Here is a 26046-nt window from a genome sequence, read left to right as displayed (position 1 = left end):
CTGCTCTGCGTCAGTTCTGGTGCGACTCGTAGTGGGCGACCGCGTCGGCGGTGCGCCCGGCGCCGTACACCCGGAGGAACTCTGCCAGTTCGGGGTGGGCCGGGGCGAGAGAGTCGGCCGCATCGATGATGTCGCCGGCCGCCGCGACCGAGCGCAGCAGCGACTGGATCTCGCGGACCACCCGGCGCACGGTCGGCGCGCCCGAGCTGGTCGTGGTCTGGCTGGTGCCGGTGAGCACGGAGCCTCCCTGGGACTTCTTGATCTCGTCCATGCGGTCGGTGGCCTCGGCCGCGCTGACGCTGCCGTCGGCGACCAGACCGGCGAGCTCCTGCAGGGCCTGGACGCGCTGGACGACGGCCGGGTTGCCGATCTTGGCGCGCTGGCCGCTCATGAGTTGGGAGAGCATGGGTGCCGAGAGGCCGAGCACAGCCGCGAGTCGGGCCTGATTGAGGCCGAGGTCGTCGATCAGTCGACGGAAGAGCGCCCCCAGTGGCTCTCCGTACCAACTGCGCTGAAGCTCGCGGGCTCTAGCCGTGGCTTCTTGCTGCGCTGCGTCCATTACTTCTCCCCATCCCTTAGTTCGCCACTGCGAACCTCGATCAGCATCTTACGGAGCGTGGTCGCCGACCGGGAGTCCCAATCCTTTTGCGGGAATGAGGGGGTGACCCGGTACTCTGTTCTCGTTCCGGGGCCTTAGCTCAGTTGGTAGAGCGCTGTCTTTGCATGGCAGATGTCAGGGGTTCGACTCCCCTAGGCTCCACTTCTCGCACCCCTCCTGACCTGCGGAAACGCAGGCCTGGAGGGGTGTTTTGCGTGCGGCCGCGTACCCTACTTGCATGGGTGTGCAACATCAGGTGTGGGATTCCGACGGTGCCGACCGCGCGGTGGCGGTGCTCAAGGCGGTGGCGGACCCGTCGCGGTTCCGGCTGCTGTGGGCGCTGAGCCGGGAGGAGCTGCCGGTGAGCGCGCTCGCGGAGCTGTTGGGGGCGCATGTCGCGGCGACCTCGCAGCATCTGGCGAAGCTGCGGGCGGCGGGGCTCGTCACGTCCCGGCGGGAGGGGACGCGGATCTACTACCGGGCGCCGAGCGAGCACGTGCGGGGGCTGCTGGAGGGGGCGACGCTGGCGGCCGGGGACTCCGCCGAGGCGGGCGGGCACGGCGACTCGGCCGAGGCCGCCGCCGCCCCCGCCGCTCAGGAGCGGACGGCCCCGGCCGGGGCGGTACGGGCCGCCCGTCGCCGGCCCGCGACGGGCTGACCCCTCAGACCTGCCCGCCGAGGCCCGGCCCGCCCAGGCCCTGGACATCGAGGCCCTGCTCGTCGAGGCGGTACTCCTCCGGTTCGGCGGCGTAGGAGTAGAGCTCGGCGTAGCGGCCCCAGTCGGTGGCGGTGTCCAGCTGCCGGGTGAGCTGCTCGCTGGTGTAGTGGTGGGCGAGGACGTCGCGGAAGAAGCCCGCGCGCAGGGTGCCGTCGCGGCTCTGGCGGAGGCTGGTGAGGATCGTCCGTACGAGAGGGAGATCCCGGGCCGCTTCGGCGAAGATCCGCTTCGATGTCTGGACGTCGGCGCCGGCGAAAGAGACGCCCCGGTCGGTCAGCCGAAGGTCGTCGCCGTGGATCTCGGCGAGGCCGAGGAGGTCGAGGGCGTCGACCAGCGGAAGGACGTCGTCGACGTCGAGGCCCAGGCCGTCCGCGAGGTCGGCGAGGTCGGCCGTGCCGTCGCGGTGGGCGACGATCTCGGCGAGACCGGAGAGGCCGTCGACGGTGGCCGTGGGCAGCGGAGTGTTGGCGAGGCTCCGCTTCTCGGCTGCGGGGGTCTCCGTACGGCTCGGGGTGCGGGTCTCCTTCGGGCGGCCGGTCATGATCCGGTAGACGCGGTCGATGAGCTCCTCGAACTCGGGCGCGTTCCGGTCGCGGGGCCGGTCCAGGCCGATCTCGATGGTCTCCCGGATCGTGCCGTACGGGCGGGAGCCGAGGACCACGATCCGGTCGGCCATCAGGACGGCCTCCTCGATGTTGTGGGTGACCAGGACGACCGCGCGGGTGGGGAACTGGCCCGACTCCCACAGCTCCATCAGCTCGCCGCGCAGGTTCTCGGCGGTCAGCACGTCGAGCGCGGAGAACGGCTCGTCCATCATCAGCACGTCCGGCTCGACGACGAGCGCGCGGGCGAAGCCGACGCGCTGGCGCATGCCGCCGGACAGCTCCTTGGGGTAGGCGGACTCGAAGCCGTCGAGGCCGATGAGGTCGATGGCCTGCAGGGCGGCCTCGGCCCGCTCGTCAGCGGGCATCCCCTTGGCCTCCAGGCCGAGTTCGACGTTCTGCTGGACGGTCAGCCAGGGCAGCAGGGCGAAGGTCTGGAAGACCATGGCGGTGCCGGGGTTGGCGCCGGTCAGGTTCTCGCCCCGGTAGGTGACGGTTCCCGAGCTGGGCGGGACGAGGCCGGCGAGGCAGCGCAGCAGGGTGGACTTGCCGGAGCCGGACCTGCCGAGCAGGGCGACGATCTCGCCGGCCCGGACCTTCAGGTCGATGCCGGCGAGGACGGGGAGTTCGCCGTCGGCGCCCGCGTACGACTTGGTCAGGCCGACCGTTTCGAGCAGGACCTCGCCGTCGACGGGGGCGGGGGCCGGGGCGGCGCCCGTGGCGCGGGCGAGGCGGCGGTTGCGGAGGGCTGCGAAGACCATGGGGGGCTCCAGTAAGGCGCACTCAGAGGGGTGCTGAGAGAGGTCTGAGAGTGGTGCTGAGAGTGGTGCTGAGGGGACGTCAGAGGGTGTAGCGGGCTTCCGCCAGGCGGTAGAGACGGCGCCAGACGAGCCGGTTGAGAGCGACGACGTACACGCTCATCACGGCCACCCCGGCGAGCAGCTGCGGGTAGTCGCCGCGCTCGGTGGCCTGGTAGATGTACGCGCCGAGGCCGGTGGCGGTCAGGGTGGTGCCGCCGAAGGTGACGACCTCGGAGACGATCGAGGCGTTCCAGGCGCCGCCGGAGGCGGTGATGCCGCCGGTGACGTACGAGGGGAAGATCCCCGGGATGATCAGGCGCTTCCAGCGCTGCCATCCGCGTACGCCGAGGTCGTCCATGGCCTCGCGCAGGTCGGTCGGGATGGCCATGGCGCCGGCGATGGTGTTGAAGAGGATGTACCACTGGGCGCCGAGTGCCATCAGCAGGATGCCGCCGATGTCGATGGAGAGCCCGGTCTTCAGGAAGAACCAGGTGGCGAGCGGGAAGAGGAAGTTGGCGGGGAAGGACGCCAGGACCTGGACGACGGGTTGGGCGATCCGGGTCAGCCGCGGTGAGAAGCCGATCTTCACGCCGATCGGTACCCAGATCAGGGTCGCGCCGATGACGAGGACGACGACTCGGGCGAGGGTGGCGAGGCCGAGGAGAAGCGGTTCTGCGAAGACGCCGAGGCCCGTCTCGTCGTAGAGGTACCGGCCGAGGTCGAACAGACCCCACAGGATCAGCGCGCCCGCGACGACGGCGAAGACGAGGTCACCGGTGCGCTGCCTCGTACGGTCGACGAAGAGCGCGTGGTCGTCGGTGCCGAGGAGGCGGCCCGCCCTGCCCAGGCCCTCGCCGACCGGGCGCAGCAGCCGGCCGAGCAGCCGGGGCCAGTGGGAGCGGCGCAGGAAGTCCAGGACGAAGGAGCGCTGGATCTCGCCCGCCTCGGACTGCTCGTTCTTGAACTTCTCCGCCCAGGCGGTCAGCGGTCGCCAGAAGAGGAAGTTCACGCCGGTGACCATGACGGCCATGGTGAGGATGGCCCAGCCGATCTTGCCGAGGTCGCCGTCGGCGATCGCGGCGCCCGCGTAGGAGCCGACGCCTGGCAGGGCGTACGACTGGCCGCCGACGGTGATGGCCTCGGCGGCGACGAGGAAGAACCAGCCGCCACCGAAGCTCATCATGCCGTTCCAGACCAGGCCGATCGCCCCGGCCGGCACCTCGACCTTCCAGAACCGCATCCAGCGGCTGAAGCCGAACGAGCGGGAGAGCTCGTCGAGTTCGCGGGGGAGGGAGGTGAGCGACTGGTAGAAGCCGAAGGTCATGTTCCACGCCTGCGAGGTGAAGATCGCGAAGATCGCCGCGCACTCGAGGCCGAACATGGAGCCGGGGAAGAGGGCGAGGAAGCCGGTGACGGCGACGGTGAGGAAGCCGAGCACGGGCACGGACTGGAGGATGTCCAGGGCGGGGATGAGGATCCGCTCCAGGCGGCGGGAGCGGGCGGCGGCGTACGCGTAGCCGAGGGTGAAGACGGTGGACGCGGCGAGTGCGATGAACATCCGCAGCAGGGAGCGGGCGGCGTCGTAGGGCAGTCGGGCCGGGTCGGTGTCGACCTGGACGGACTGGCTGGTGGAGAAGCTGACGGTGGTGCCCTCGCCCACCCGGAGGGTGACGTAGAGCAGGACGAGGACGGCGGCGGCGACCACCGCGTCGACCCAGGTGAGCGCGGTCAGCCGGTTGGCCACCCGGGATGCGAGGGAGGCCGGCGCGGGGGCGGGCCTGGTCCGGAACGACATGGAAGAACCTCCGGCGACGCGGCGGGGTGCCCCACCCGGTCCGGCGACCTTCGGCGCGCGAGGGCGGGAAGGTGGGAGGGGCGGGGGTACCCGGCGCGTGCGCGTGGGCGTGAGCAGAGCGAGGACATGACAGCACTCGCCTGCTGCGCGATGAGCGGAGCGCGGGCGGGCGCGCCGGGCCTGTCCCGCGTGGGGAGCACGGGGAGCGGGCGGAAGGTCAGCGGCTGCCGAGGGGGCGGCGGTACGAACTGGGAGGCTCTGCGCTCATGGCTGCCTCCTCCGGCTCGGCCTGCGGTTCCTCTGTCGTGGCGGCCCCGGGCGGATGAATGCGGTGGTCCGGTGCGGGGGCGCCTTCGGAAGTGTGCGCCTCATTGCGCCGATACGCAAATATGGAGGGCGCGACCCCTTCCCTTTGCTCGTTGTTGCGTCGATGTGCAAGTATGGGTTTCCGGACGGCGCACGACGTCATGTCCGTAGGTGCGTCATGTGCGTCATGTGCGTCATGTGCGTCAGGTCCGCAGAGGCCGGTACGGACGTACGGCCTTCCCGTCCCACTCGTGGAACCGAGCGGCGCCCCGCGCCCCGCTCTCCTCCGCCGTGCCCGCCGCGGGCTCCTTCCATCGTCATCTCACACCTGGGGGTTCCCCATGGTCATGCTCAACAAGGCAGCGCCCTCGAAGGCGAAGCGCCCCAGCCTGGAGCGTCAGGCCATCGCCTTCACCACCGCGCTCTATCTCGTCATCTGCGCCGGACTGCTGATCGTCCACTACGGCGCCCCCGAGCCGCCGCCCGCACCGGCCGGCTCCTCGTCCACCTCTCCGTACAACCCGTAACAGGCCGCGAACAGGCCCTGCGCACACGCACCTTCGAGGAGGGAAAACATGCAGAAAGACCAGCAGAGAGAACAGTGGAAGGGACGCTGGATCCAGGTCGCCGCCGACGACAGCGCGGCCGTGGCGAAGGCCCGCGCGGCGACCGGTGTCGACTTCGAGGCGGCCGGCGGCCGGGTGTGGGAGTCGGACACCTTCGTCCACCTGCCCGTCGTCGTCAACGTCCGCGACGGCGACACCATCCGGCGCGAGCGACTGGTCTTCGCCCTCGGCGACGACGTCCTCGTCACGCTCCAGCCCGCCACCCCCTTCACCCCGTTCGACAAGGCACTGGCACGTATGCGCCGCCTTCCGCACCTGGCTGAGAGCGCACAAGGCGTCATGTACACGCTGCTGTACGCCCTCAACGAGGCGCAGGAGCGGGTCATCGACCACGCCAGCGACGTCCTGGAGCACATGAGCGACGAGATCGCGCTCGCCACGGACGGCTACGACGAGCGCGGCGTCGAGATCGGCGTCAGCGACATGCAGGACACCATCAAGCGGATGAACGCGGCCGAGGAGATCGTCTCCCGCTCGCAGGAGTCCCAGCTGATGCTGGCCCGCGCGGCCCGCCACCTCCGGGCCGAGTCGGGCACCCGAGACCCGCAGCTCGCCGCGCTCATCGACGTCCTGCTCGCCGACATCAACGGAGTCAAGGACCACGCCAGTTACGAGCACGACAAGGTCCGCTACCTCCAGCAGTCGATCATGACCTCGCTTGACGTGAAGCAGAACCAGATCGTGAAGGTCTTCACGATCATCACGGCGGTCTTCCTGCCGCCGACCCTGATAGCCACCTTCTACGGCATGAACTTCACCAACATGCCCGAACTCTCCTGGGACCACGGCTTCCTGGTCACGACCCTGCTGACCTTCGTCGCCGCGCTGATCCCGCTCTGGTACATCCACCGCCGTGGCTGGCTCCGCTAGCCCGACGCCCACCGCTGGTCCGCCCCCCACCCGCTAGTCCGCCACCCCGCCGGCCCGCAGTCACCGGCCGCCCGGGCGCCATCGCCCGGGCGGCCGTACGGAGGTGACCACCCATGAGCAACCTGTCCACCCTCGACTTCGCCCTCCGCCTCGCCACCGGCGTCGGCTGCGGAGCCCTCATCGGCGTGGAACGCCAGTGGCGCGCCCGCATGGCCGGCCTTCGCACCAACGCGCTCGTCGCCGCCGGTGCCACGCTCTTCGTCCTCTACAGCGAGGCGATGGCCGACCCGACCAGCCCCACCCGGGTCGCCTCCTACGTCGTCTCCGGCGTCGGCTTCCTCGGCGGCGGCGTCATCATGCGCGACGGCGCCTCCGTGCGCGGCCTCAACACCGCCGCCACCCTGTGGTGCTCGGCCGCCGTCGGTGTCCTCGCCGCTTCAGGGCGCCTGGCCCTCGCGGTCCTGGGCGCGCTCGGCGTCCTGGCCATCCACGTCGTGCTGCGCCCGGCCAGCCGACTGGTCGACCGGGCCCCGCAGAGCAACACCGACACGGTCAGCCACGTCACGGTCCACGTGCGCTGCGACCGGAGCGAGGAACCCCACATCCGGGCCCTCCTCATCCAGCTCCTCAGCAGCACCGGCCCCCAGCTCACCGGGGTCAACGTCCGGCGCGGCCAGGACGACAGCACCACCCTGGAAGCCGCCGTCACGCTCGAAGGACCGCCCGGCACCGCGCTGGAACACCTCGTCGCGCACCTCTCACTCGAACCCGGTATCCGCGACCTCCACTGGCACCTAGCCGACGAGGAGCAGGAGGACGAGGGCCGCTCCGGCCGAGCCCTCGCCGACCGGACCTGAGCAACCTGAGGCTGCCGCTGATCGGCGTGCGTTGAGCCGGACGTGTGGTGTTCATCCGAAGAACTGCGCGGCGACGGCGTCGTTCCGGGCAATCCGGAGCCGCGTCCCCATCATGAGGAATGTACGAAAAGCGCGCAATCCGAAATGAACCATCCGAGAACCTGACGAAGACCCACCTGTCGTCATCACGAAAGCGAGGGACCATGGCCACCGCCAAGGTCAAGCAGTTCTGGACCGCCTTCATCTCCGTACTCTTCGCCCTGCTCGCCTCCGTCGGCCTGGCTTCCACCGCCACCGCCGCGCAGGCCCCCGCCGTCCAGCAGCCGGAGGAGAAGGCCGCCGCGCCCGCCCCCGCCGGAGCGCGCACCACCACCGTCGCCGTACCGGCGCAGAGGGCGGCCTATCAGTGGCCGACCACGGTCCGCGAGCGCTCGCTGCCGCCCACGATCAAGCAGCGCATCGGCGCCGAGGCCCACAACTCCTCGCCCTCCGTACGCCACCTTCGCGGCGACGCCCCGACCGACACGACGCTCGCCGACCAGACGGAGCTGTCGGGCCTGGCGCTCGCCGCGGCGGCGTAGGGCGCGGGGAGTCGAGTGGTTCGCTCCTCCCCACGTCCACCGCCGCACGCCACCCGAGCGCCCCGAAGGTCACGAGCGCTCCGAAGGCTCCGAGGACCCGAACGCTCCGAACGCGGAGGCACCCCACGGTCAGCGACGCTCGTCGCGCTCCGTGTCCCCCTCCACCTCGGTCTCGGCTTCGGCTTCGGTTTCGGCCTGTGCTTCGGCCTCCTTGGCCTCCACCTCAGGATCGAGAGCTCCTCGGGACGACGGTTCCGTGACAGCCTCATCGACCTCGGTAGGAGCGGGCGGTTCGACCAGCCAGTCCGGGTTGGCCTGCTTGTCCCACCACTTCCACGCACAGAAGACGCCGGCGGCCACCACGCCCAGGACAACCAGTCCCTTGGCGAGACGTCCGGCCCTGGCACGGCGCTCGTGCTTGCGCACGAGCCTCTCGATCTCCTTCGGTGTCACCTGACCGCGTAGCGCGGCCCAGGCGGCCACCGAGCGCGATCCGGCCTCGTCGAGGACGGGACCGGTAACGGCGACCGCGTGTTCCACACGTGGTTTGGTGTAGTCGGCCGCCTGACGGGCGGCCTTGCGGGTCACCAGCGCGGCGCGTTGCGCGGCGTCGTCGACCCGAGGCGGTACATGCGGTGCGACATGGGAGTCGTACTGCACACGAGCTTGTACGCGGGCCTGCGATGCGGCCTTCGAGACTTTCGGCGCGAGCCGGACACGTGCGTCGTGCGCATAGCGCGCGGCCTGGTCCTTGGCCGTGCCGGCGTACTGAGCGGCCTGCTCCTTGGCCGACTCCGCATAGGGCGCCACGACTTCCGCGGCGTGCAGGTAGCTTTCCTTGGCCGAATCGGCCGCGGCGCGCACGCTGTCCATCCGGGTCACGGGATCCTCCTACTCGGTGGTGGTGTCGGTTTTTCGCCTTTCCACCCTTTTCGAAATCATGCCTGCCCGATCGCGGTCCGGCATGTGGGGCTGGCATCCGGGGCATACCCCCGACGACCCACGACGCTTCCGTGCTTCCGTGCGAGGATGCGATGCGCGTCAAGTGGGCAGACTTACCGGAAGGCGGACCGTGGCCGAGCAGCTCTACGCCACTCTGAGGACCAGCCGGGGTGACATCGAGATCCGGCTGCTGCCGGAGCACGCCCCCAACACGGTCAGGAACTTCACCGAGCTCGCCCGGGGCGACCGGGAGTGGACGCACCCGGTGACGGGCAGGGTCGCCGCGGACCCGCTGTACGACGGCACCGTCTTCCACCAGGTCATCGAGGGTTTCATGATCCAGGGCGGGGACCCGCTGGGGAACGGCACGGGCGGTCCTGGCTACGAGTTCGCCGACGAGTTCCACCCCGAGCTCTGGTTCGACCGTCCCTATCTGTTGGCCATGGCCAACGCGGGTCCGGGCACCAACGGCTCGCAGTTCTTCATCACCGTCGGCGCGACGACCTGGCTGAACCGCAAGCGCACGATCTTCGGCGAGGTCGTCGGCGCGAAGAGCCGGAAGGTCGTCGACGTGATCGCCTCGGTGCCGGTCAACCCGAACACCAGGCGGCCGCTGAACGACGTGGTCCTGGAGTCGGTCCTCATCGAGACCCGCTGACCCCCTGACCCTCCTGGCCCCCTGACCCGCTGACCCACCGCGCCCCCCTGACGCGCGTACCCCCGGTTCAGGGAACCTTTCCGCCCCGCCCGTCCGTATCAGGAAGGCGGGGCGCCGCCTCGCCGCCCCATCTCCTCGGGAGGGACCTGCATGGAGCCGCAGTCCGGCCTGCCGCGCTGTTACCGCCATCCGGACGTCGAGACAGGCATCCGCTGCACCCGCTGCGAGAAGCCGATCTGCCCGCAGTGCATGGTCTCGGCGTCCGTCGGCTTCCAGTGCCCGGACTGTGTGCGGAACGGCTCCGGCACGGGCCACGCGCCCGACGCCAACCGGCCCCGTACGCTCGCCGGCGGCCGGGTGGCCTCGGACGGGCGCCTCGTCACCAAGATCCTCATCGCGATCAACCTGGCCCTCTTCATCGCCGTCCAGGTGGCCGGCGACCGGGTCGTGGACGAGCTTGCGCTGATCGGCTACGCCTACAGCCCGCCGCTCGCCGAGGTGGTCGGGGTCGCGGACGGCGAGTGGTACCGGCTGCTGACCTCGACCTTCCTCCACCAGGAGGTCGCGCACTTCGTCTTCAACATGCTGGGCCTCTGGGTGATCGGCGGCATCGTCGAACCGGAGCTCGGCCGGATCCGCTACACCGCGCTCTGTCTGCTCTCCGGACTCTCCGGCTCCGCCCTCGCCTATGTGATCGCGCCGTCGAACCAGCCCTCCCTGGGCGCCTCCGGCATCGTCTTCGGTCTGATCGGCGCCTGGGCGGTGCTCACCCGGCGGCAGCGGTACGACATGCGGCCGGTGGCCCTCTTCGTCGCCCTCTCGCTGCTGCTCACCTTCACTCGCCCCGGCATCTCTTGGGAGGCGCACATCGGCGGCCTCGTCGGCGGCGCGCTCGTGACCTACGGTCTGCTGCACGCGCCCAGGGACCGGCGCAAGCTTGTGCAGTACGGGGCCTGTGGACTGGTGCTCGCGATCGATCTCGGCATGGTCCTGGTCCGCTCGGCCGTGCTCACCTGAGCGACGAGGGCTGTGGACGAGCTTCTCGCAAAGCTTTCCCCAGAGTTATCCACAGTGCGTGGTGGATCTTGTGCACCTCGTGGAGAACGACCGCGCCCCCTGCTCCTGAGCTGGTCTTTTCCAGCGGGAGCGAGGGGCGTGTCAGGTGCGGGGCGGCGCTGCCGCAGTCACACCGGCGTCAACCCGGCCTGAGTTATCCACAGATCTTCGTAAGTTATCCAGTGCTGTGCACAACGCTGTGGATAAGTTCAGGGCAAGGCTTGACGGGCGTGTCGGGCGCCCGCTACTTCCACTGCGTGGAGACGCCGAACCCGGCCGCGATGAAGCCGAAGCCCACCACGATGTTCCAGTTGTTGAGGGACTTCACCGGCAGCGTGCCGTCGGTGACGTAGAAGACGACGATCCACACGAGCCCGATCAGGAACATCGCCAGCATCACCGGTGCCACCCAGCTGCGGTTGGTCAGCTTGATGTTGGTGGCCTGCTTGGCGGGCGGGGGCGTGAAGTCGGCCTTCTTGCGGATACGTGACTTCGGCACGAGGAACTCTCCTGTCGATGCGCTGCGTGACCGCGCAGGGAACTGTGGCTGGCGCCGGGGTGGGACGGCTGGGTGACGTAGGAGGACCACTGCGTCCCCCGGGCGTCCGTTAGCGTAGTGCTTCCACGGCACCGAAGGGGATCAGGGTACGTTGAGCAATTCTGCCGACTCTTCCTCCGGGCCGGGCCGACCCACCAGGTGGCGCCCCGTCCGGGTGCTGACCGCTGCCGTCTTCGCCCTGGCCGGGCTGATCTTCGTGACCAGCTTCAACACTGCCAAGGGTACGAACATCCGGACGGACGCGTCGCTCCTCAGGCTCTCCGACCTGATCCAGGAACGCAGCCACAAGAACGCCGGCCTGGACGAGTCCACCGCCGCCCTGCGCGACCAGGTCGACTCCCTCGTCGCCCGCGACGACGGCTCCACGAGCGCCGAGGACGCGCGCCTGCGCGCCCTGGAGAACGCCGCGGGGACCACCGAGACCTCGGGCCCCGGCCTCACCGTCACCCTGGACGACGCCCCGCCGAACGCCCAGGCCGCTCCCGGCTACCCCGAGCCGGGCGCCAACGACCTCGTCATCCACCAGCAGGACCTCCAGGCGGTCGTGAACGCGCTCTGGCAGGGCGGCGCCCAGGGCATCAAGGTCATGGACCAGCGGCTCATCTCCACCAGCGCCGTCCGCTGCGTGGGCAACACCCTGATCCTCCAGGGCCGGGTCTACTCACCCCCGTACAAGATCACCGCAGTGGGTGACCGCGGAAAGCTGTCGAAGGCGCTCGCCGATTCGCCGGCCGTGCAGAACTACCGGCTGTACGTGAAGGCCTACGGGCTCGGCTGGAAAGTGGACGAGCACAAGGCGGTGACTCTTCCCGGCTACTCGGGCACAGTGGATCTCCACTACGCGAAGCCTGTGAGCTGACAGCGGGGAGGCCCGGCCGGTGGCGCTTCGACTGATCGTCCGGACGTTCAGCGAGCTGTGCCTCACCGTCGGGACCGTGATCGTCCTCTTCGTGGTGTACGTCATGTTCTGGACCGGCGTACAGGCCCAGAGCGCGACGGCCGGGCAGATCGACACCCTGGAGCGGGAGTGGGTGGACCGTCCCGTCACCGAGGCCGTCACCGCAGCGCCGCCCCCCGAGCCGTACCGCGCCGGCCGGGGCATCGCCGTCATGTACGTCCCGCGGCTCGGCAAGAACTGGGAGTGGCCCGTCCTGGAGGGCACCTCCCCCGGCGTCCTCAAGAAGGGCCTCGGCCACTACGCCGCCACCGCCCGCCTCGGCGCGACCGGCAACTTCTCCGTGGCGGGCCACCGGCGCACGTACGGAGATCCGTTCAAGGACTTCCCCCGGCTGCGGCCGGGTGACGCGGTCGTCCTCACCGACGGCACCACCTGGTACACGTACCGGATCGGACGCGCCCCGTACCGGACCGTCCCCACCGACATCGGCGTGATCGACCCCGTGCCGCGCAGTTCCGGCTTCGACGGTCCAGGTCGCTACCTCACCCTCACCACCTGCGAGCCGGAATGGGGCAGCAGCCACCGGCTGATCGCCTGGGCGCACCTGGACGCCACCCAGCCTGTGACGCAGGGCGAGCCACCGGCTTTGGCGGGCTGACCCCTCAACGATCCATCGCCCCGTACTCTGGTGCCCGTAACGAACGGAAGGGGCAGCGGACGTCATGTACGGCTGGATCTGGCGGCATCTGCCGGGCAACGCGTGGGTACGGGCCCTCATCTCACTCGTTCTCGTCCTGGGGGTCGTGTACGCCCTCTTCCAGTACGTGTTCCCCTGGGCGGAGCCTCTGCTTCCGTTCAACGATGTGACGGTGGACGGCCAGTGAGCGCGCGGATTCTCGTCGTCGACAACTACGACAGCTTCGTCTTCAACCTCGTCCAGTACCTGTACCAGCTCGGCGCCGAGTGCGAAGTGCTGCGCAACGACGAGGTCGAGCTGAGCCACGCCCAGGACGGCTTCGACGGCGTCCTGCTCTCGCCCGGCCCCGGCGCGCCCGAACAGGCCGGTGTCTGCGTCGACATGGTGCGCCACTGCGCCGAGACCGGGGTGCCCGTCTTCGGCGTCTGCCTGGGCATGCAGTCGATGGCCGTGGCGTACGGCGGCGTCGTGGACCGCGCCCCCGAGCTGCTGCACGGCAAGACCTCGCTCGTCACGCACGAGGGCCAGGGCGTCTTCGCGGGCCTGCCGTCGCCGTTCACGGCGACCCGCTACCACTCGCTGGCCGCCGAGCCCGCGGCGCTGCCGGCCGAGCTCGAGGTCACGGCCCGCACGGAGGACGGCATCATCATGGGCCTGCGCCACCGCGAACGGGACGTCGAGGGCGTCCAGTTCCACCCCGAGTCGGTGCTCACGGAGCACGGCCACCTGATGCTCGCCAACTGGCTGGAGCGGTGCGGCGACAAGGGGGCGGTGGGCCGCTCGGCGGGGCTCGCGCCGGTGGTGGGCAAGGCCGTCGCGTGACGACGGGGTCGCCGTGGTTCCGGGCGACGAACGTGCCGGAGGACGAGCCGCAGGCCGTGCCGGCGCAACCAGAGGCAATACCCGGGTACGAGCAGACGGCGTACCCGTACGAGCAGGAGTACGCGTACCCGCAGGAGTACCCGGACCAGCAGCCGTACGCGTACGAGCCGATACCGGAGCCCGCGCCGAGCCCGGACCCCGTCGCGGAGAGTCCGTACGAGGCACCGCAGGAGCCCTACGAGGCCGCGTACGAGCCCCGGGACGAGACGATGGGTCTGCGGACCGTGGAGCCCGCCGGGACGCCTGAGACGGCCGTGACGCCGCTCGCCGGCCCCGGCAGGGCGGAGCGCAGGCGCGCGGCCAAGGGCAAGGGCCGCAAGGGCGGCCTTCCCGCGCCCGCGCCGGACTCCGAGACTCCCGACGCACCCGCCGCTCCGATGTCCCGCGTCGAGGCCCGGCGCGCGGCGCGAGCGGCGAAGGACAGCGTCGGCGTCGTCGCCAGCCGGGTCGTGGGCGAGGTGTTCATCACCTTCGGCGTCGTGATGCTGCTGTTCGTCACGTACCAGCTGTGGTGGACGAACGTGCGGGCCGATCAGCAGGCGAACCAGGCCAAGGGGCAGATCGAGGACGCCTGGTCCAAGGGCAGGGCGCCGGGCGCCTTCGAGCCCGGACAGGGCTTCGCCATCATGTACATCCCCAAGCTGGACGTGGTCGTCCCCGTCGCCGAGGGCATCAGCAAGCCCAAGGTCCTGGACCGGGGCATGGTCGGCCACTACAGCGAGGGCACCCTGAAGACGGCGATGCCCGGCGACAAGCAGGGCAACTTCGCGGTGGCGGGGCACCGCAACACCCACGGCGAACCCTTCCGGTACATCAACCAGTTGGAGCCCGGGGACCCGATCGTCGTGGAGACGCAGGACGCGTACTACACGTACGAGATGGCGAGCATCCTGCCGCAGACGGCCCCGTCGAACGTCTCGGTGATCGATCCGGTGCCGAAGCAGGCGGGGTTCAAGCAGCCCGGTCGCTACATCACGCTGACGACCTGTACGCCCGAATTCACCAGTACGTACCGGATGATCGTGTGGGGCAAGATGGTCGAGGAACGCCCGCGCAGCAAGGGAAAGCCGGACGCGCTCCTAGGCTGAGAGCCGACGGCCTCACGACCCCACACCTCAGGACGGGACGACGCAGTGTCACGTGCGCGCAACCGGATCGCCGGAGCCATCAGTGTCTTCGGTGAACTCCTCATCACCGCGGGCCTGGTGCTCGGTCTCTTCGTCGTCTACTCGCTGTGGTGGACGAACGTCCTCGCCGACCGCGCCGCCGACAAGGACGGCAACCAGGTCCGCGACAACTGGGCGACCGGCCCCGGCGCCCTGGACACCAAGGACGGCATCGGCTTCCTGCACGTCCCGAAGATGGGCGGCGGCGAGATACTCGTGAAGAAGGGCACCGACAGCAAGACGCTGAACAACGGTGTCGCCGGGTATTACACCGACCCCGTGAAGTCGGCCCTCCCGCAGGACAAGCAGGGCAACTTCACGCTGGCCGCGCACCGCGACGGGCACGGGGCGAAGTTCCACAACATCCACAAGTTGAAGAACGGCGACTCGATCGTCTTCGAGTCCAAGGACACCTGGTTCGTCTACAAGGTCTACAAGAGCCTGCCGGAGACGACCAAGTACAACGTGAAGGTCCTCCAGCCGGTCCCGAAGGAATCGGGCAGGTCGAAGCCGGGCCGCTTCATCACGCTGACGACGTGCACCCCGATGTACACCTCGGACTTCCGCTACATCGTCTGGGGCGAACTGGTCCGCACGGAGAAGGTCGACGCGGAGCGGACACCGCCGGCGGAGCTGCGGTAACAGCCGGACCGGGTACGTACCGAGTACGTACCCAGGTACACACCGGGTACGCGAAGAGCCCCGCCATCCTTCTGGATGCCGGGGCTCTTCCGTGGTGGTGCGTCGGTGCGGCCGCTAGTCGAAGAAGCCGCCGCCGTTGTTGCCACCGTTGTTGTTACCGCCGTTGCCGCCGCCCGTCGAGAAGACGGTGATCGTCTGGCCGGTGGTCACCTGGCTGCCCTCCGGCGGGTTCGTGCCGAAGACCCTGGCGTCGCCGTTGTTCGAGCCCTGCTGCTGCACGACGAGGCCGAGGGCCTCCAGCTGCGCCTTGACTTCGTCGTACGTCTTGCCCGTCAGACCCGTCGGGATCGTCGTCGGCGTCTGCTGCGGGCCCTTGGAGACCTTCAGCGTGATCTGGACGTTCTTCGGCTGGTCCGTGTTGCCGCTCGGGGTCATCCCGGTGACCGTGCCGGCCGGCTGCTGCGAGTCCTCGTCCTGGCGGGCGATGTTCTCGAAGCCGAGCGTCTTGAGGTCCTGGACGGCCTGGTCGTAGCTCCGGCCCGTGACGTCCGGCAGCTGCGACTTCTCCTGCTTCGCCACCGTGATCGTGACCTCGGAGTTCTGCTCCGCCTTGGCGCCGCCGTCCGGGCTCTGCTTCAGGACCTTGCCCGGGTCCTCGGAGGACTCCTCCTGCTTGACGACGACCTTGAAGCCCTTGTCCTTCAGGAGCTGCTCAGCGCTCTCCTGGGACTTCTCGAGGACGTCCGGGACCTCGATCTGCGGCGCGCCCTCGGAGACGACGACCGAGATCGTCTCGCCGACGGTCATCTTCGCCGTGCCGTCCGCCGCGGGCGTCTGGCTGCAGATCTTGCCCTTCGGCTGCTCACACCGCTCGGAGCCCGACTGGGCGACCTTGACCTGGGCGTTCTTCGCCGAGCCCTCGGCTTCCTTGAGCGTGTGGCCGACCAGCGACGGGATCGTCACCTGCTGCGGATCTTCCTTGGTGTCGAAGATCGAGCGACCGATGAGGATCGCGCCGACCAGCACCAGGATGCCCGCGAGCACCAGCAGGATCGTCGAGGTGTTCGACTTCTTCTGGCGACGCCGGTCCGGGCGGTCGTCGTAGCCGTAGCCGCCGTCGTCCGGGTTCATCGGCGGAAGCATGGAGGTCTGCGGGTCGGTCTGGCGCAGGGCGGTCGTCGGCTGGTCGTCCGGGGCGTAGCCGCCGTAGCCGTTGCCGTAACCGCCGCCGTACGCCGCCGCACCCATCGCCGCCGCAGCCGCGACGGGCTGGCCGTCGAGGCAGGCCTCGATGTCGGCGCGCATCTCGTCGGCGGACTGGTAGCGGTAGTCGGGGTCCTTGACCAGCGCCTTCAGGACGATGGCGTCCATGTTGGGCGTGATTTCGGGGTCGAAGTTGCTCGGCGCCTGCGGCTCTTCCCGTACGTGCTGGTAGGCGACCGCGACCGGGGAGTCGCCGATGAACGGCGGCCGGACGGTCAGCAGCTCGTACAGCAGGCAGCCGGTGGAGTACAGGTCGGAGCGGGCGTCGACCTGCTCGCCCTTGGCCTGCTCCGGGGAGAGGTACTGGGCCGTGCCGATGACCGCGGCGGTCTGCGTCATGGTCATGCCCGCGTCGCCCATGGCACGCGCGATGCCGAAGTCCATGACCTTGACCTGGCCGGTGCGCGTCAGCATGACGTTCGCCGGCTTGATGTCACGGTGCACGATGCCCGCGCGGTGCGAGTACTCCAGCGCCTGGAGGATGCCGACCGTCATCTCGAGCGTGCGTTCGGGCAGCAGCTTGCGCCCGGAGTGCAGCAGCTCGCGGAGGGTCGAGCCGTCGACGTACTCCATCACGATGTACGGGATGGAGACCCCGTCGACGTAGTCCTCGCCGGTGTCGTAGACCGCGACGATCGCCGGGTGGTTGAGCGAGGCGGCCGACTGGGCCTCACGGCGGAACCGGGCCTGGAAGGACGGGTCGCGGGCGAGGTCGGCCCGCAGCGTCTTCACGGCGACGGTGCGGCCGAGCCGGGTGTCGTGGGCGAGGTAGACCTCTGCCATGCCACCACGGCCGAGCACCGAGCCCAGCTCGTACCGGCCGCCGAGGCGACGCGGCTCTTCCATAACTGATCCAGCCCTCTCCGTCTGTCCCGACCGCACCCGTGTGTGGTCCGGCGGTGTGCTGTTCGCGCAAAGGCTACCGGCCACGGGAAGGGGATCCGCCCGTGGCCGCATCCTGATACCTGACCGGTACCTGGCCGGTGCCAGGCCGCAAGGTCAGCTCCTGCTCTTCAGTACCGCCTTCATCACGTCCCTGGCGATCGGGCCGGCGAGACCGCCACCGGAGATGTCCTCGCGGTTCGTGCCCTCGGAGTCCTCGACGATGACGGCGACCGCGACCGGGGAGCCCTGGTCGGTCTTGGCGTAGGAGATGAACCAGGCGTAAGGGCGCTTGGCGTTCTTCTCGCCGTGCTGGGCCGTACCCGTCTTGCCGCCGACCTTCACGCCGTCCATCTTGACGTCGGCCTTGGTGCCGGTGCCCTCGCTGACGACGGTCTCCATCATCTGCTGGAGCTTCTGCGCGGTCTCCGCGGAGACCGGGCGGCTCATCTCCTCCGGCTCGTTCTGCTTGATGACGTCGACGTTCGGGGACTCCAGCTTGTCGATCATGTACGGCTTCATCAGCTTGCCGTCGTTGGCGATCGCGGCCGTCACCATGGCCATCTGGAGCGGCGAGGTCGCGGTGTTGAACTGGCCGATGGAGGACAGCGCGTTACCGGGACGGTCGGCCTTCTTGTCGTAGACGGAGGCGGCCGAGCGGACCGGGGTGAACTGCTCGGCGTTGAAACCGAACTTCTCGGCCATCTCGACCATCTTGTCCCGGCCCACCTCGTCGCCGAGCTTCGCGAAGACCGAGTTGCAGGAGACCTTCATGGCCTGGTTCAAGCTGGCGTTCTCACACCCGCGTGCGTGGTTCTTCATCGGCACGCGGGTGGTCGGCAGGTTGTACGGCTCCGGCGTGTCCGTCGGGGCGTCGATGTCCGTGACCTTGCCGTTCTCCAGCGCCGCGGCCGCCGTCACGACCTTGAAGACGGAGCCGGGCGGGTAGATCTCGCGCAGCGCGCGGTTCAGCTTCGGCTTGTTCTTCTTGTCCTCCTCCAGCGCGACCCAGGCCTTCTCGTCCTTCGCGGAGTAGCCGGCGAAGGACGAGGGGTCGTACGAGGGGGTGGAGGCGAGCGCGAGGATCTTGCCGGTCTTCGGCTCGATCGCGACGACGGCGCCCGTGTTGTTGCCGAGGCCCTCGAAGGCGGCCTTCTGAGCGGCACCGCTCAGCGTCGTGACGACGTTGCCGCCCTTCTTCTTGTCACCCGTGAACATCGACATGGTGCGGTCGAAGAAGAGCCGGTCGTCGTTGCCGGTGAGGATGCCGTCCTCGATCTTCTCGATCTGGTTGGCGTCGTACGCCTGCGAGGCGTAGCCGGTCACCGGCGCCCACATCGGGCCGTCGGTGTAGGTGCGCTTGAACTTGTAGTACGGGTCCTGGGAGTCGGCCGAACCCGTGATCGGCTTGCCGTCCACGATGATGTTGCCGCGCTCGTTGGCGTACCGCTCGATCTGCACCCGCTTGTTGCGCGGGTGCGCGTTCAGCTCGTCGGCGCGGACGTACTGCAGCCAGTTGTCCCGGATCAGCAGGGCGAGGACCAGCAGGCCGCAGAAGATCGCGACCCGGCGCAGGGGCTTGTTCACGGACGGACCACCTGGGTCATCTCGGCGTCGGGGGACGGTGCGGGGGCGGGCGCCGGGCGGCGCGCGGTGTCGCTGATCCGGATCAGGATGCCGATCAGGGCCCAGTTGGCGATCACGGAGGAACCGCCGTACGCGAGGAACGGCATCGTCATACCGGTCAGCGGGATGAGCCCCATCACACCGCCGGCGACGACGAAGATCTGCAGCGCGAACGCGCCGGAGAGGCCCATCGCCAGCAGCTTGCCGAACGGGTCCCGGGCCGCGAGGGCGGTGCGGACACCGCGCTCGATGATCAGGCCGTAGAAGAGCAGGAAGACCATCACGCCGGTCAGGCCGAGCTCTTCGCCGACGGTGGCGAAGATGAAGTCGGAGTTGGCGGCGAAGCCGATGAGGTCGGAGTTGCCCTGGCCGAGGCCGGTGCCGAGGATGCCGCCGGAGCCGAAGGACATCAGCACCTGCGACATCTGGTCACAGGCGGCGACCTCCTGGGCGCAGGCGAACGGGTCCGCCCAGGCGTCCACACGGGCCTGCACGTGCCCGGCGAACGAGGCCACACCGACGGCGCCGGCGACGGACATCATCAGACCCATGACGATCCAGCTGGTCCGCTCCGTCGCCACGTACAGCATGATCACGAACATGCCGAAGAACAGCAGCGACGTACCGAGGTCGTTCTCGAAGATCAGGATGAGGAGGCTGACCGCCCAGATCGTCAGGATCGGGCCGAGGTCACGGCCGCGGGGCAGGTAGAGGCCCATGAAGCGGCGGCTGGCCAGGGCCAGCGCATCGCGTTTCACCATGAGATAGCCGGAGAAGAACACCGCCAGGACGATCTTGGCGAACTCACCGGGCTGGATGGAGAAACCGCCGACCCTGATCCAGATCTTGGCGCCGAAGACGTCCGCGCCGAGGCCCGGGACCAGCGGCAGCAGCAGCAGCACGAGCGCCGCGACCATCGAGATGTACGTGTAGCGCTGCAGGACCCGGTGGTCCTTCAGGAGCAGCAGCACGCCCACGAACATCGCGATGGCGATCGCCGAGTACAGCATCTGGTTCGGGGCGTCCGGGCTGAACGTCTTGTACCGGGCGATGATGCGCGGCGACTGGTCCAGCCGCCAGATCAGCACCAGGCCCATGCCGTTCAGCAGCGTCGCGAGCGGCAGCAGCAGCGGGTCCGCGTACGGCGCGAACTTGCGCACCACGAGGTGCGCGACGGTGGCGAGCAGGCCGAGGCCGAGGCCGTAGCCGAGCATGCCGGACGGCACCTCGCCGTCGATCGCCAGACCGACGTTGAGGTACGCGAAGACCGGGATGACGACGGCGAACGCGAGCAACGCGAGCTCGGTGTTCCGGCGGCTCGGCGCCTCGATCGCGCCGATGGTGGTCGTGTTGGTGACAACGCTCATGGTGGTGACAGGCCCCCTACGGGTGCTTACTGCTTGCCGCAGTTCGAGGCCAGCTTCTGCTCGTCCGCCGTGAGGGTGGGGCCCGGGGAGGGAGCGGCTGTGCTGGGCTTGGAGTCGGTCGAGCCGTCGGCGGGCGGCTTGCTCGCCTGGTCGGCCGCCTTCTCGGCGGCCTCACGGCGCTGCTCGGTCTTCTTGCACGCCGAAGCCTGCGCGGCGAGCTCCGCGATCTTCGTCTCGGCCTTGCCGAGGCTGCCGCCGGCGATGGTCTCCTCGACCTGCTTGCGCTGGTACTCCGGCAGGTACTTGAGTTCGATCTCGGGGTGGTCCTTCTCCACGTCCGAGAGCGAGACCCACGCCAGGTCCTGGCTGATGCCCTGGTACAGCGCGACGTGCTGGTCCTTGGAGCCGACGTAGTACTGCGTCTGCGTCCAGCGCCAGCCGCCGTACAGACCGCCGCCGACGACGCCGACGGCGAGGCCCAGGAAGAAGATCCGCTTCAGCCACTTCAGGCCGGTCCGCGGCTTCTCGAACTTCTCGAAGTCCTCGTCCGTGTAAGTCCCGAACGAGCCCTGCGGCGGCATCCCGCCGTAGCCGTGGTCGTCGCCGCTGCCGGGCGGGCCGAAGCCCTGGGGCGGCTGCCCGCCGGAGGGCTGCTGGTGCGGCCCCGTGCGGCCCAGGCCGGAGGCCCGGCCGGCCGGGGTCTGCATCGCCCCGCCGTCGGCCTGCTGCACCTGGTTCTCGGCGACCGCGCCGACGATGACCGGGGTGTCGCTGAGCTGACCGGCGAGGGTGTCGCCGCCGTCGACGTCGAGGACGTCGGCGACGATCACGGTGATGTTGTCGGGGCCGCCGCCGCGCAGCGCGAGCTGGATCAGCTCCTGCACGGTCTCCTGCGGGCCCTGGTAGCTGGCGAGGGTGTCCTCCATCGTCTGGTGCGAGACGACTCCGGACAGCCCGTCGGAACAGATCAGATAGCGGTCGCCGGCCCGGACCTCACGGATCGACAGATCCGGCTCGACATGGTCACCGCTGCCGAGCGCCCGCATCAGGAGCGAGCGCTGAGGGTGGGTCGTGGCCTCTTCCTCGGTGATCCGGCCCTCGTCGACGAGCCGCTGCACCCACGTGTGGTCCTGGGTGATCTGCGTGAGCACCCCGTCCCGCAGCAGGTACGCCCGGGAGTCGCCGACGTGCACCAGGCCGAGGCGCTGGCCCGTCCACAGCAGGGCGGTGAGCGTGGTGCCCATGCCCTCCAGCTGGGGGTCCTCCTCGACCATCATCCGCAGCTGGTCGTTGGCGCGCTGCACCGCGGCGCCGAGCGACGTGAGGATGTCGGAGCTCGGGACGTCGTCGTCGAGGGTGACCAGCGTCGAGATCACCTCGGAGGAGGCGACCTCACCGGCGGCCTGGCCGCCCATGCCGTCGGCGATGGCGAGGAGCCGGGGACCGGCGTAGCCGGAGTCCTCGTTGCCCTCGCGGATCATGCCCTTGTGCGACCCGGCGGCGAAACGCAGTGACAGGCTCATGCGCACCTGCCCTGACGACGTCGCCTCGGGGTACAGCCGGTCTCGAGCCACACTGCCCACCCTCCGGTCGGGAGCCCGTGCCGGTACGCGGCGCGGCCCGTCGTGGGGACCGCCTCGGCCCGCTCGCTCCGCTCGCACTCATACATGACGTAGCACTACTTCCGCAGCTCGATGACGGTCTTGCCGATGCGGATCGGCGCGCCCAGCGGAATCGGCGTGGCGGTGGTGAGCCGGGTCCGGTCGAGATACGTGCCGTTGGTGGACCCGAGATCCTCGACGATCCACTGGCCGTCCCGGTCCGGGTAGATCCTCGCGTGCCTGCTGGAGGCGTAGTCGTCGTCCAGCACGATCGTCGAGTCGTGGGCGCGGCCCAGCGTGACGGTCTGCCCCTGCAGGGCGACCGTCGTGCCGGTCAGCGTCCCCTCGGAGACGACGAGTTTGGTCGGGGCGCCGCGGCGCTGGCGGCCGCCGCCCCCGTTCTGCTGTCCACGCTGCTGCGGCGGCTGGGCCGCCTGGCGCGTGTTCTGCTGCGGACGTGCGTCCTGGCGGCGCGAACCGCGCTGCGTGACACGCGTGCCGAACAGGTCGCTTCGAATGACCTGGACGGCCACGATCACGAACAGCCACAGAACGGCTAGGAAACCCAGCCGCATGACCGTCAGGGTCAGCTCTGACATTGCCCCCGCTTCACCCTTCGGCTTGCCGGTAAACGATGGTGGTGCTGCCCACGACGATCCGCGAGCCGTCGCGGAGCGTAGCGCGGGTGGTGTGCTGCCCGTCCACCACGATGCCGTTGGTGGATCCGAGATCCTGGATCGTCGAGGGCGTTCCGGTCCGGATCTCGCAGTGCCGGCGGGAGACGCCGGGATCGTCGATCCTCACGTCCGCGTCGGTGCTGCGGCCAAGGACCAGAGTCGGGCGGGAGATCTGATGGCGGGTGCCGTTGATCTCGATCCACCGGCGCACCTGGGCGCCGGAGGAGGGCATGGGGCCGGGGCCACCGGCTGTGGGACGGCCGGCGGCGGGCGCCTGGCCGGGTGCGTGACCCGGCGCGTGGCCGGGCCCGCCCGGCGTGTGGCCGGGCCGCTGGGCGCCGCCCGCGCCCGGCGGCGGGGCCGCGGGCATCGGCGGAGCGCCGACCGGGGGGTAGCCGTAGCCGCCCGGTGCCTGGCCGCCCTGAGGGGGGCCGGCGGCGGGCGCCTGCTGCTGTGACGAACTCGACGCGAGTGTGCGGCTGCGCACGCGGTACAGACCGGTGTCGAGGTCCTCGGCCTTCTCCAGGTGGACCTTGATCGGGCCCATGAAGGTGTACCGCTGCTGCTTGGCGTAGTCGCGGACCAGGCCGGCGAGCTCGTCGCCGAGCTGGCCCGAGTACGGGCTGAGGCGCTCGAAGTCGGGCGTGCTCAGCTCGACGATGAAGTCGTTGGGGACGACGGTCCGCTCGCGGTTCCAGATCGTCGCGTTGTTGTCGCACTCGCGCTGGAGAGCGCCCGCGATCTCGACGGGCTGGACCTCGGACTTGAAGACCTTGGCGAAGGTGCCGTTGACCAGGCCTTCGAGCCGCTGTTCGAAACGCTTCATGACTCCCATGGGGCACCTCCTCCGTCGTTGTCGTCCTGGTACTGCTTACTGATCGTATCCACGCGTCGGGAAATCGGCTGGTTCCCCTTCTCTGCCCTGTGGACGAGTGTCACCTCTCACAGGCCTTCCCCACGGATCGTAGAGGCGGCCCCTGGACAGTGTCCCGCACCCGGCGAGCGAGCAGGAGGAGTGGGGCCGCGCGGTGGGGGCGGTCCGTCCCGTTCCTCCCGTTACCCGTCCACTCTTCGTCTCTTCTTCTCCTCGCCCTGGGCCGCCCGTCGCTTCCTCGTTCTCCTGCTGGTCTGCCTGCCGGTCCACCTGCCCATCTACCCTGCCGGTTTTGCGCGTCGGTCTCCCCGCCGGCTCGGCTCGCAGGTCTCCCCGTCGGTCTCCCTGCCGGGCCTCCCGCGGGCTCCCTCGGCCCGCTCCCCACTGTCCCTGTTCGCTCGGGCGGGGGGTCAAACAACGGATGTGAATCCACCGTCCGCCACGTGCTAATCTTCAGATGTCGCCAGGCGATCGCACCGGAAAACGCGGTGAGGAAGCCCGGAGCACACCCAATGCGCGGGTGGCGGAATAGGCAGACGCGCTGGATTCAGGTTCCAGTGCCCGAAAGGGCGTGGGGGTTCAACTCCCCCCTCGCGCACCAGTACGGAAGCCCCGTAGGTCATCGACCTACGGGGCTTCCGCGTTGTCGCGTGACGGTGTGAGGAATGCGACGTTCGTCGCTGCGGGGCGAGACGAAAGAGGGCCGCGACCGGGACGGGGCGCTGCCTAAGGTGCGAGCGTGGACGCGACTTCGAAGATCAGGGCGAAGACCAGGGCAGGGGCCGGCGCCGCGTGGGACTGGTTCGCGGCGCCCGGGATGTGGTCGAGGCGCAGGACCGCCGGCGAGGTGGTGCTCGCCGTCGTGATGGGGCTGCTCGCCGCCGGGACCGAGGAACTGCTGGGCGGCGAGGGGTGGCGGCTCGCGTGGGTGGGCCTGGGGGCCGCCGCGCTGTCACTGCTGCGCCGGCGGCTGCCAGGGACTGTGCTCATCGTCACGGCGGCGAGCGCACCCCTCGTGCCCGGCTACCTCGTCCTGCTGATCCTCGTCGGCTGGTCCTCGGGCCGGTACATCGCCGGGGCCGGGCGGGCACTGATCGCTTACACCGTCGCGTACGTGCTGAACATCTCGACGAGCCTGATCGACATCTGGGACCTGCACCGGACGCTGACCGTCGTCTTCATGTCGACGCTCTACTTCCTCGCGACGACCCTGGCGCCCGGCCTCGCCAACCGGTACTGGACGCAGCGCAGGACCCTGCTGCACGCCCTGCAGGAGGGCAACGCCCAGCTGCTGCGCGAGCGCGCGATGGTGGTCGGGCAGGCACGGCTCCTCGAACGGCAGCGGATCGCCCAGGACATGCACGACAGCCTCGGGCACCAGCTCGCGCTGATCGCGGTCCACACCGGCGCCCTGGAGGTCGACCGGGAGCTGACCGACCGCCAGCGGGAGGCCGTGGGGGTGCTGCGCAACGCGTCGGTGACCGCGATGCACGAGCTGCGTGAGGTCGTCGGCATCCTGCGCGACGGCGTCCACGCGGGCGCGGAGACCGCGGTCCTGCCCGCGGGGGCGGGCGACACCTCGGGACGGGCGGCGCGGGGGACCGCCGGTATCGAGGGGCTCGTCGAGGCGGCCCGGGCCACGGGGAACCGGGTGGAGCTGCGGTGGACCGGGGACCACCGGCCGCTGCCGCCGGCCGCCGACCACGCCGCGTACCGGATCGTGCAGGAGGCGCTGACCAACGCCTACAAGCACGCGCCGGGCGCGCTCATCGACGTGGAACTGCGGTACGAGCCGGACTCCCTGGTCGTGGAGATCGTCAACGAGTCGGCCGAGAAGGCCCCGGAGGACGTGGTCAGCGGCGGCCAGGGGCTGACCGGGCTGCACGAGCGTGCCCGGCTCGTCGGCGGCATCGTCCACGCGGGGCCGGCGGACGGCGGGGGGTTCCGGGTCGCAGGGATGCTGCCCTACGGGGTGGTGGAGGCAGCGCCTTTGGTCGATGCGGCCGACGACTTCCGGCAGCAGTCGCCGTATCTCCGTGTGGGTCACCGTGGTGCGGTCCAGGTCGGACAGGCCGACTGGACCTTCACGGAACGGGAGCTGGCGATGGCGGTGCACGGGGGCAGGAACAGGAGCACGGGCAGCGGGATCGCGCTGGGATGCGGCATCGCGTTCGCGGCCCTGGTGCTGCTGCTCGTCGCGGGCGGCTTCGGCCTCTACTTCCTGGTCGGATCGCTGGAGAAGGGCATGATCGACCCGGTCGAGTACGACGCGATAAAGGTCGGGGCGGCAGAGAAGGAGGTTCGCGACCAGCTGCCGTCCGGCGACACCATCACGACCACCGGACTGCACGGCAAGGGGCCCGAGGAGCCCGAGGGATCGAAGTGCCTGGTGCTCATGTCGTCCGAGGTGGGGAAAGAGGTGGAGACCGAGCCGGTTTTCCGGTTCTGCTTCAAGGACGGCAAGCTGATCGAGAAGAAGTCGTACGAGGTCAAGCGCTAGCGC

At 69.8% G+C, this 26046-nt stretch carries 25 protein-coding genes and 2 tRNA genes; 16 read left to right on the top strand and 11 right to left on the bottom strand.

The annotated features are described in order from the left end of the window. Positions 1–10 precede the first annotated feature (10 nt). Positions 11–559 carry a helix-turn-helix domain-containing protein gene (locus ACFWRO_RS01835; protein WP_384503335.1) on the bottom strand — a complete coding sequence of 183 codons (549 nt, stop codon included), beginning with the start codon at positions 557–559 and terminating at the stop codon, positions 11–13. 128 nt (positions 560–687) lie between these two features. On the opposite strand from ACFWRO_RS01835, the gene ACFWRO_RS01830 reads away from it, so the two are divergent. Further along, a tRNA-Ala gene (locus tag ACFWRO_RS01830) sits at positions 688–760 on the top strand. Positions 761–836: 76 nt separating this feature from the next. After that, a complete protein-coding gene (locus ACFWRO_RS01825) occupies positions 837–1256 on the top strand; it encodes an ArsR/SmtB family transcription factor (RefSeq protein WP_384503333.1) in 420 nt (139 codons plus the stop codon). A 4-nt stretch (positions 1257–1260) separates the two neighbouring features. Here the strand turns inward: ACFWRO_RS01825 and ACFWRO_RS01820 are convergent, their stop codons facing one another. After that, the gene (locus tag ACFWRO_RS01820) at positions 1261–2679 is read right to left on the bottom strand and encodes a nitrate/sulfonate/bicarbonate ABC transporter ATP-binding protein (protein ID WP_384503331.1); all 1419 of its coding nucleotides are present in this window, start codon (positions 2677–2679) and stop codon (positions 1261–1263) included. Positions 2680–2758: 79 nt separating this feature from the next. Then, positions 2759–4513 (bottom strand): ABC transporter permease, encoded by a 1755-nt coding sequence (locus tag ACFWRO_RS01815; RefSeq protein WP_384503329.1) that lies wholly within the window; start codon positions 4511–4513, stop codon positions 2759–2761. A 647-nt stretch (positions 4514–5160) separates the two neighbouring features. Between ACFWRO_RS01815 and ACFWRO_RS01810 the strand changes: the two genes are divergently transcribed. The 4 genes from ACFWRO_RS01810 to ACFWRO_RS01795 all read left to right on the top strand — a co-directional run bounded on the left by ACFWRO_RS01810 (position 5161) and on the right by ACFWRO_RS01795 (position 7753). Continuing rightward, positions 5161–5346 carry a hypothetical protein gene (locus tag ACFWRO_RS01810; RefSeq protein WP_384503327.1) on the top strand — a complete coding sequence of 62 codons (186 nt, stop codon included), beginning with the start codon at positions 5161–5163 and terminating at the stop codon, positions 5344–5346. Positions 5347–5394: 48 nt separating this feature from the next. After that, a complete protein-coding gene (locus ACFWRO_RS01805) occupies positions 5395–6315 on the top strand; it encodes a CorA family divalent cation transporter (RefSeq protein WP_384503325.1) in 921 nt (306 codons plus the stop codon). A 113-nt stretch (positions 6316–6428) separates the two neighbouring features. Then, complete coding sequence (locus tag ACFWRO_RS01800; RefSeq protein ID WP_384503323.1) at positions 6429–7172, top strand: MgtC/SapB family protein; 744 nt, start codon at positions 6429–6431, stop codon at positions 7170–7172. A gap of 203 nt (positions 7173–7375) precedes the next feature. Continuing rightward, on the top strand, positions 7376–7753 hold the full coding sequence (locus tag ACFWRO_RS01795) for a DUF6344 domain-containing protein (protein ID WP_384503321.1): 378 nt from the start codon (positions 7376–7378) through the stop codon (positions 7751–7753). 129 nt (positions 7754–7882) lie between these two features. Here the strand turns inward: ACFWRO_RS01795 and ACFWRO_RS01790 are convergent, their stop codons facing one another. Continuing rightward, positions 7883–8635 (bottom strand): DUF5324 family protein, encoded by a 753-nt coding sequence (locus tag ACFWRO_RS01790; protein WP_384503319.1) that lies wholly within the window; start codon positions 8633–8635, stop codon positions 7883–7885. A gap of 190 nt (positions 8636–8825) precedes the next feature. On the opposite strand from ACFWRO_RS01790, the gene ACFWRO_RS01785 reads away from it, so the two are divergent. Both ACFWRO_RS01785 and ACFWRO_RS01780 read left to right on the top strand, forming a co-directional pair. Further along, a complete protein-coding gene (locus tag ACFWRO_RS01785) occupies positions 8826–9353 on the top strand; it encodes a peptidylprolyl isomerase (RefSeq protein WP_384503317.1) in 528 nt (175 codons plus the stop codon). Positions 9354–9503: 150 nt separating this feature from the next. Next, on the top strand, positions 9504–10370 hold the full coding sequence (locus tag ACFWRO_RS01780; RefSeq protein WP_384503315.1) for a rhomboid family intramembrane serine protease: 867 nt from the start codon (positions 9504–9506) through the stop codon (positions 10368–10370). A 283-nt stretch (positions 10371–10653) separates the two neighbouring features. Here ACFWRO_RS01780 and crgA read toward each other — a convergent pair whose 3' ends face one another. Further along, positions 10654–10908, bottom strand: coding sequence for a cell division protein CrgA (crgA, locus tag ACFWRO_RS01775; RefSeq protein ID WP_384503313.1), 255 nt, complete (start codon positions 10906–10908; stop codon positions 10654–10656). Between the two features lie 151 nt (positions 10909–11059). On the opposite strand from crgA, the gene ACFWRO_RS01770 reads away from it, so the two are divergent. The 6 genes from ACFWRO_RS01770 (at position 11060) to ACFWRO_RS01745 (ending at position 15253) form a co-directional block, all read left to right on the top strand. After that, the gene (locus tag ACFWRO_RS01770) at positions 11060–11827 is read left to right on the top strand and encodes a DUF881 domain-containing protein (protein ID WP_384503311.1); all 768 of its coding nucleotides are present in this window, start codon (positions 11060–11062) and stop codon (positions 11825–11827) included. Between the two features lie 19 nt (positions 11828–11846). Then, a complete protein-coding gene (locus tag ACFWRO_RS01765) occupies positions 11847–12524 on the top strand; it encodes a class E sortase (RefSeq protein ID WP_384503309.1) in 678 nt (225 codons plus the stop codon). Positions 12525–12588: 64 nt separating this feature from the next. Beyond that, positions 12589–12750, top strand: coding sequence for a hypothetical protein (locus tag ACFWRO_RS01760; RefSeq protein ID WP_362005436.1), 162 nt, complete (start codon positions 12589–12591; stop codon positions 12748–12750). Continuing rightward, positions 12747–13385, top strand: a complete 639-nt coding sequence (locus ACFWRO_RS01755; protein ID WP_384503307.1) for an aminodeoxychorismate/anthranilate synthase component II — start codon at positions 12747–12749, stop codon at positions 13383–13385. Before ACFWRO_RS01760 ends, ACFWRO_RS01755 begins: the two co-directional genes overlap by 4 nt. Continuing rightward, a complete protein-coding gene (locus tag ACFWRO_RS01750) occupies positions 13382–14533 on the top strand; it encodes a class E sortase (RefSeq protein WP_384503305.1) in 1152 nt (383 codons plus the stop codon). Before ACFWRO_RS01755 ends, ACFWRO_RS01750 begins: the two co-directional genes overlap by 4 nt. Positions 14534–14578: 45 nt before the next feature. Beyond that, the gene (locus ACFWRO_RS01745) at positions 14579–15253 is read left to right on the top strand and encodes a class E sortase (RefSeq protein WP_384503303.1); all 675 of its coding nucleotides are present in this window, start codon (positions 14579–14581) and stop codon (positions 15251–15253) included. A gap of 114 nt (positions 15254–15367) precedes the next feature. Here ACFWRO_RS01745 and pknB read toward each other — a convergent pair whose 3' ends face one another. The 6 genes from pknB to ACFWRO_RS01715 all read right to left on the bottom strand — a co-directional run bounded on the left by pknB (position 15368) and on the right by ACFWRO_RS01715 (position 23504). Beyond that, on the bottom strand, positions 15368–17362 hold the full coding sequence (pknB, locus tag ACFWRO_RS01740) for a Stk1 family PASTA domain-containing Ser/Thr kinase (RefSeq protein WP_384503301.1): 1995 nt from the start codon (positions 17360–17362) through the stop codon (positions 15368–15370). A 153-nt stretch (positions 17363–17515) separates the two neighbouring features. Beyond that, positions 17516–18985 carry a peptidoglycan D,D-transpeptidase FtsI family protein gene (locus ACFWRO_RS01735; protein WP_384503300.1) on the bottom strand — a complete coding sequence of 490 codons (1470 nt, stop codon included), beginning with the start codon at positions 18983–18985 and terminating at the stop codon, positions 17516–17518. Next, positions 18982–20391, bottom strand: coding sequence for an FtsW/RodA/SpoVE family cell cycle protein (locus tag ACFWRO_RS01730; RefSeq protein ID WP_384503298.1), 1410 nt, complete (start codon positions 20389–20391; stop codon positions 18982–18984). The genes ACFWRO_RS01735 and ACFWRO_RS01730 overlap by 4 nt, the downstream gene beginning before the upstream one ends. 26 nt (positions 20392–20417) lie before the next feature. Further along, on the bottom strand, positions 20418–21914 hold the full coding sequence (locus ACFWRO_RS01725) for a Stp1/IreP family PP2C-type Ser/Thr phosphatase (RefSeq protein WP_384503297.1): 1497 nt from the start codon (positions 21912–21914) through the stop codon (positions 20418–20420). Between the two features lie 155 nt (positions 21915–22069). Next, positions 22070–22591 (bottom strand): FHA domain-containing protein, encoded by a 522-nt coding sequence (locus ACFWRO_RS01720; protein ID WP_384503296.1) that lies wholly within the window; start codon positions 22589–22591, stop codon positions 22070–22072. Between the two features lie 10 nt (positions 22592–22601). Further along, positions 22602–23504: an FhaA domain-containing protein gene (locus ACFWRO_RS01715; protein WP_384503295.1), complete on the bottom strand. Its 903-nt coding sequence runs from the start codon at positions 23502–23504 to the stop codon at positions 22602–22604. Positions 23505–24057: 553 nt separating this feature from the next. Between ACFWRO_RS01715 and ACFWRO_RS01710 the strand changes: the two genes are divergently transcribed. Both ACFWRO_RS01710 and ACFWRO_RS01705 read left to right on the top strand, forming a co-directional pair. Continuing rightward, positions 24058–24144 (top strand) — tRNA-Leu (locus ACFWRO_RS01710). 216 nt (positions 24145–24360) lie between these two features. After that, positions 24361–26043: a sensor histidine kinase gene (locus ACFWRO_RS01705; protein WP_384503717.1), complete on the top strand. Its 1683-nt coding sequence runs from the start codon at positions 24361–24363 to the stop codon at positions 26041–26043. The last annotated feature ends 3 nt before the right edge of the window (positions 26044–26046 follow it).

The organism is Streptomyces sp. NPDC058579 (assembly GCF_042718575.1).
Lineage (GTDB): Bacteria > Actinomycetota > Actinomycetes > Streptomycetales > Streptomycetaceae > Streptomyces.
Note: the sequence above shows the minus strand (reverse complement) of the source record. Positions and strands in the feature narration are given on the sequence as shown.

Coding starts and splice junctions, on each gene's coding strand:
- ACFWRO_RS01835 (WP_384503335.1), bottom strand. CDS start 559: ATGGACGCAGCGCAGCAAGAAGCCACGGCTAGAGCCCGCGAGCTTCAG.
- ACFWRO_RS01825 (WP_384503333.1), top strand. CDS start 837: ATGGGTGTGCAACATCAGGTGTGGGATTCCGACGGTGCCGACCGCGCG.
- ACFWRO_RS01820 (WP_384503331.1), bottom strand. CDS start 2,679: ATGGTCTTCGCAGCCCTCCGCAACCGCCGCCTCGCCCGCGCCACGGGC.
- ACFWRO_RS01815 (WP_384503329.1), bottom strand. CDS start 4,513: ATGTCGTTCCGGACCAGGCCCGCCCCCGCGCCGGCCTCCCTCGCATCC.
- ACFWRO_RS01810 (WP_384503327.1), top strand. CDS start 5,161: ATGGTCATGCTCAACAAGGCAGCGCCCTCGAAGGCGAAGCGCCCCAGC.
- ACFWRO_RS01805 (WP_384503325.1), top strand. CDS start 5,395: ATGCAGAAAGACCAGCAGAGAGAACAGTGGAAGGGACGCTGGATCCAG.
- ACFWRO_RS01800 (WP_384503323.1), top strand. CDS start 6,429: ATGAGCAACCTGTCCACCCTCGACTTCGCCCTCCGCCTCGCCACCGGC.
- ACFWRO_RS01795 (WP_384503321.1), top strand. CDS start 7,376: ATGGCCACCGCCAAGGTCAAGCAGTTCTGGACCGCCTTCATCTCCGTA.
- ACFWRO_RS01780 (WP_384503315.1), top strand. CDS start 9,504: ATGGAGCCGCAGTCCGGCCTGCCGCGCTGTTACCGCCATCCGGACGTC.
- ACFWRO_RS01760 (WP_362005436.1), top strand. CDS start 12,589: ATGTACGGCTGGATCTGGCGGCATCTGCCGGGCAACGCGTGGGTACGG.
- pknB (WP_384503301.1), bottom strand. CDS start 17,362: ATGGAAGAGCCGCGTCGCCTCGGCGGCCGGTACGAGCTGGGCTCGGTG.
- ACFWRO_RS01730 (WP_384503298.1), bottom strand. CDS start 20,391: ATGAGCGTTGTCACCAACACGACCACCATCGGCGCGATCGAGGCGCCG.
- ACFWRO_RS01725 (WP_384503297.1), bottom strand. CDS start 21,914: ATGAGCCTGTCACTGCGTTTCGCCGCCGGGTCGCACAAGGGCATGATC.
- ACFWRO_RS01720 (WP_384503296.1), bottom strand. CDS start 22,591: ATGTCAGAGCTGACCCTGACGGTCATGCGGCTGGGTTTCCTAGCCGTT.
- ACFWRO_RS01715 (WP_384503295.1), bottom strand. CDS start 23,504: ATGGGAGTCATGAAGCGTTTCGAACAGCGGCTCGAAGGCCTGGTCAAC.
- ACFWRO_RS01705 (WP_384503717.1), top strand. CDS start 24,361: ATGTGGTCGAGGCGCAGGACCGCCGGCGAGGTGGTGCTCGCCGTCGTG.